The sequence below is a fragment of the Amaricoccus sp. W119 genome, from assembly GCF_047275745.1.
In the GTDB taxonomy this organism is placed as follows: domain Bacteria; phylum Pseudomonadota; class Alphaproteobacteria; order Rhodobacterales; family Rhodobacteraceae; genus Amaricoccus.
The window spans coordinates 1-4,656 of record NZ_JBKQWU010000125.1; the positions used below are offsets into that span (position 1 = coordinate 1).

Below are 4,656 nucleotides of genomic sequence, written 5' to 3' on the forward strand. Positions count from 1 at the left end.
ACTCGCCGAAGAACTTCGTGATCGCAGCCGTCAGCGACGTCTTCCCGTGGTCAACGTGGCCGATCGTGCCAACGTTCACATGCGGCTTCGTCCGCTCAAACTTTGCCTTCGCCATCTCGCTTTTCCTGCTTTCGCGGCGGCCGCGCGGGGGCGGAGCCGTTTTACGATGCGCGCCGCATGTAGGGGCAAATCGCGTGAAACGCAAGAACCGGCGCCGGTGCAACGCTTTTTTCGCCCGCATCGGCCGGGTGCGCCGGTCGGATACCCGCGCCACAAGCATCGAAGTCACGCCTCGGTCACGCCCCGGCGGTTAAGCGATTCGCAACACGTCGCTAGATGGAGATCCGTCATGGCATCCATTCATGGCATCCAGGGCATCGGGATGGCCAGGAGATGACCGCCGACCTCGTGGCTGCTTTCGTGCCCGCCGGCTTCATGCCCGTCGCCTTGATCACAGCCGACTTCACGGCCGCGCAGTTCTGGTTCGCCGCGGCGGTCGCCGGTCCGCAGATCCTCGGCGCCGGTCTCTACCGCGCGACGCGCAGCCGGGCCGAGCGGCGCGCCCTCGCCCCGGTCTGCGTCGTGGCGGCGGCGCTCGTGGCGGTCCTCGCCGCTCTGGGGACGCCGGCGCCCCTGCTCGTCGCGCCGGCCGCGACCGCGCTCTCCGGCGCCTTCGTGGTGGCGGGCTCGATGCCCCGGCGGATGGGCGCGGGAACCGGCCGGGGCGCCGTGATGCTCGGCCTGCTGGCGCTCGCGTGGAGCGCGCTCCTGATCGCGCCTGCCGTTCGTTCCGCTGGCGGCGCGGAGCTCGGGATGCCGCTCGCGGCACTGCTGGGCGGGGTCGCGCTCGCCGCGCACTGGCCCCGGCTCGCGGCGGTCTACGCCGATCCGGCGCGTGAGCCGCCGCTGCCCTGGTTTCTCTGGTCGGCGAGCAATGGCGGCTGGGCCGTCATGGTGATGGTGGCGGGTGAGCCCTGGCCCTTCCTCGCCTTTCCGCTGGTCGCGCAGGCGGCGACGCTGGGCATCGGGATCTTCGCGCTCGAGGGGGCCCCGGAGCGGCGCGAACGCGGCGACGCGGCGCGCTGAGGCCGCCGGCGCTCGAATCCGGCGGACGGATGACCCGAATACGCCGCGGCGCTCCGCCGCGGGCGCATCGGCGGGCCAGCGTTTTCCGTTTCAGATCAGCATGATATGACCGCGCCGCGGAGCCCGGAGCCAATTTCCGGTTCGCGGTTGACATTTCCCGGGCTTTGCGACTAGTTTCCGCCCGCTCTGAAGGGTTTCCCCTTCGAAACAGTCATGTTTTGGGCGGTCACGACTCGGGCCAAGGGTCCCAGTCCTCTGGAAATTCGCCGCGTCGGATTCCCGTTGATTCGGGTCCGGCGCGGCACTTTTGGCATTTCGCGCAAGGGCGCGAGGAGCCTGCGTAACAGAAGACGCGCTGAACGCGCACGACAGACACTGCGGTTAGACGGGGTTTAGAACCGAATGCCAACGATCCAGCAGCTGATCCGCAACCCGCGGCAGCCGAGAGTGAAGCGCCAGAAGTCGATGCATCTGCAGGCCTGCCCGCAGAAGCGCGGCGTCTGCACGCGCGTCTACACCACCACGCCGAAGAAGCCGAACTCGGCGATGCGCAAGGTGGCCAAGGTCCGGCTCACCAACGGTTTCGAGGTCATCAGCTACATCCCGGGCGAGTCCCACAACCTCCAGGAGCACTCGGTCGTGCTGATCCGCGGCGGTCGTGTGAAGGACCTTCCGGGCGTTCGCTATCACATCCTGCGCGGCGTGCTCGATACCCAGGGCGTCAAGAACCGTCGCCAGCGCCGGTCGAAGTACGGCGCGAAGCGGCCGAAATAAGGAGAGTTCGAGATGTCGCGACGCCATAGCGCGGAAAAGCGCGAGGTCCTGCCGGACGCGAAGTTCGGCGACCGCGTTCTGACCAAGTTCATGAACAACCTGATGCACGACGGCAAGAAGTCGGTCGCGGAAGGCATCGTCTACGGCGCGCTCGAGCGCGTCGAGGGCAAGCTCCGCCGGCCGCCGATCGAGGTCTTCCACGAGGCGCTCGACAACATCAAGCCGTCGGTCGAGGTCCGCTCCCGCCGCGTCGGCGGCGCGACCTATCAGGTCCCCGTCGAGGTCCGGCCAGAGCGCCGCGAGGCGCTGGCGATCCGCTGGCTCATCAAGGCGAGCCGCGCGCGCAACGAGCACACGATGGAAGAGCGCCTGGCGGGCGAACTGCTCGACGCCGCCAACATGCGCGGCACCGCCGTGAAGAAGCGCGAAGACACCCACAAGATGGCCGACGCCAACAAGGCGTTCAGCCATTACCGCTGGTAACGGCGAAACCAGGAAGCACGAAATGGCCCGCGATTATCCTCTCGACCATTACCGAAACTTCGGCATCATGGCGCATATCGACGCCGGCAAGACCACGACCACCGAGCGGATCCTGTTCTATACCGGCAAGTCCCACAAGCTCGGCGAGGTGCATGACGGCGCCGCGACGATGGACTGGATGGAGCAGGAGCAGGAGCGGGGCATCACGATCACCTCGGCGGCGACGACCACGTTCTGGGAGCGCACCGAGGACGGCGTCTCGACCGACAGCCCGAAGTACCGCTTCAACATCATCGACACCCCCGGCCACGTGGACTTCACCATCGAGGTCGAGCGTTCGCTCGCCGTGCTCGATGGCGCGGTCTGCGTGCTCGACGCGAACGCCGGTGTGGAACCGCAGACTGAGACCGTCTGGCGGCAGGCCGACCGCTACGGCGTGCCCCGGATCGTGTTCGTCAACAAGATGGACAAGATCGGCGCCGACTTCTTCAACTGCGTGAAGATGATCAAGGACCGGACCGGTGCGATCCCGTGCCCGATCCAGCTCCCGATCGGCGCGGAGAACGTGCTCGAGGGCCATGTCGATCTCATCACGATGGAAGAGTGGACCTGGAAGGGCGAGGATCTGGGCGCGACCTGGACCCGGCAGCCGATCCGCGCCGAGCTTGCCGATCAGGCCGCCGAGATGCGTGCGACCATGGTCGAACTCGCCGTCGAGATGGACGACGCGGCGATGGAAGCCTACCTCGAAGGCGAGGAGCCCGACGTCGATACCCTGCGGTCACTGATCCGCAAGGGCACGCTCGCGATGGCCTTCGTACCGATCCTCTGCGGCTCGGCCTTCAAGAACAAGGGCGTGCAGCCGATGCTGAACGCGGTGGTCGACTTCCTGCCCTGTCCGCTCGACGTGCCGGCCTACATGGGCTTCGCGCCCGGCGACGAGACCGAGACCCGCGACATCGCGCGCCACGCCGACGATGCCGAGCCGTTCTCCGGCCTCGCCTTCAAGATCATGAACGACCCCTTCGTGGGCTCGCTCACCTTCACCCGGCTCTACTCCGGCGTCATCCGGAAGGGTGACCAGCTCCTGAACTCGACCAAGGGCAAGCGCGAGCGCGTCGGTCGCATGATGATGATGCATGCGATCAACCGTGAGGAGATCGAGGAAGCCTTCGCGGGCGACATCATCGCGCTGGCGGGCCTGAAGGACACGACCACCGGCGACACGCTCTGCGATCCGGCGAAGCCCGTCGTCCTCGAGACGATGACCTTCCCCGAGCCGGTGATCGAGATCGCGATCGAGCCGAAGACGAAGAACGACCAGGAGAAGATGAGCCAGGGCCTGCAGCGGCTCGCGGCCGAGGACCCGTCGTTCCGCGTCGAGACCGATCGTGAGAGCGGCCAGACGATCATGAAGGGGATGGGCGAGCTTCACCTCGACATTCTCGTCGATCGCCTGAAGCGCGAGTTCAAGGTCGAGGCGAACATCGGCGCCCCGCAGGTCGCCTATCGCGAGACCATCTCGAAGCCGGCCGAGATCGACTACACCCACAAGAAGCAGACCGGCGGTTCGGGCCAGTTCGCGCGGGTGAAGCTGCAGATCACCCCGACCGAGCCGGGCGAGGGCTACTCGTTCGAGTCGAAGATCATCGGTGGCGCGGTGCCGAAGGAGTACGTCCCCGGCGTCGAGAAGGGCATCCAGTCGGTGATGGACTCGGGTCCGCTCGCGGGCTTCCCGGTGATCGACTTCAAGGTGGCGCTGATCGACGGCGCGTTCCACGACGTCGACTCCTCGGTGCTGGCCTTCGAGATCGCCTCGCGCGCGGCGATGCGCGAGGGTCTGCGCAAGGCCGGTGCGAAGCTGCTGGAGCCCATCATGAAGGTCGAGGTGGTGACGCCCGAGGACTACACCGGCGGCATCATCGGCGACCTGACCAGCCGCCGCGGCCAGGTCCAGGGCCAGGATACCCGGGGCAATGCGATCGCGATCAACGCGATGGTCCCGCTCGCGAACATGTTCGGCTACATCAACACGCTCCGCTCGATGTCCTCGGGCCGCGCCGTGTTCACGATGCAGTTCGACCATTACGAGGCGGTGCCGCAGAACATCTCGGACGAGATCCAGGCCAAATACGCCTGATCGGCGATCCGACAGCGAAACAGGGGCGCCGAGCCGCCCAGGGAATCAGGAGGCCACCATGGCGAAGGCAAAGTTTGAGCGGACGAAGCCGCATGTGAACGTTGGCACGATCGGCCACGTTGACCACGGGAAGACGTCGCTGACGGCTGCGATCACGAAGTTCTTCGGCGAGT

The 4,656-nt window shown here is 66.8% G+C and carries 6 protein-coding genes; 5 read left to right on the forward strand and 1 reads right to left on the reverse strand.

Translation table 11 applies throughout. The features are described from left to right. Positions 1 to 115: GTP-binding protein (locus ACLJK8_RS22040; RefSeq protein ID WP_413152582.1), on the reverse strand; the 115-nt coding region annotated here is incomplete at its 3' end. A 278-nt stretch (positions 116 to 393) separates the two neighbouring features. Between ACLJK8_RS22040 and ACLJK8_RS22045 the strand changes: the two genes are divergently transcribed. From ACLJK8_RS22045 to ACLJK8_RS22065, 5 genes are all read left to right on the forward strand, one after another. Continuing rightward, on the forward strand, positions 394 to 1,086 hold the full coding sequence (locus ACLJK8_RS22045) for a hypothetical protein (RefSeq protein ID WP_413152578.1): 693 nt from the start codon (positions 394 to 396) through the stop codon (positions 1,084 to 1,086). Between the two features lie 402 nt (positions 1,087 to 1,488). Beyond that, positions 1,489 to 1,860, forward strand: coding sequence for a 30S ribosomal protein S12 (gene rpsL / locus ACLJK8_RS22050; RefSeq protein ID WP_413152579.1), 372 nt, complete (start codon positions 1,489 to 1,491; stop codon positions 1,858 to 1,860). A 12-nt stretch (positions 1,861 to 1,872) separates the two neighbouring features. Beyond that, positions 1,873 to 2,343: a 30S ribosomal protein S7 gene (gene rpsG / locus ACLJK8_RS22055; protein WP_413152580.1), complete on the forward strand. Its 471-nt coding sequence runs from the start codon at positions 1,873 to 1,875 to the stop codon at positions 2,341 to 2,343. A 22-nt stretch (positions 2,344 to 2,365) separates the two neighbouring features. After that, entirely contained in the window at positions 2,366 to 4,483 is a 2,118-nt protein-coding gene (fusA, locus tag ACLJK8_RS22060) for an elongation factor G (RefSeq protein WP_413152581.1), read from the forward strand. A gap of 58 nt (positions 4,484 to 4,541) precedes the next feature. Beyond that, a partial coding sequence (locus ACLJK8_RS22065) for a GTP-binding protein (protein WP_413152582.1) occupies positions 4,542 to 4,656 on the forward strand: 115 nt, incomplete at its 3' end.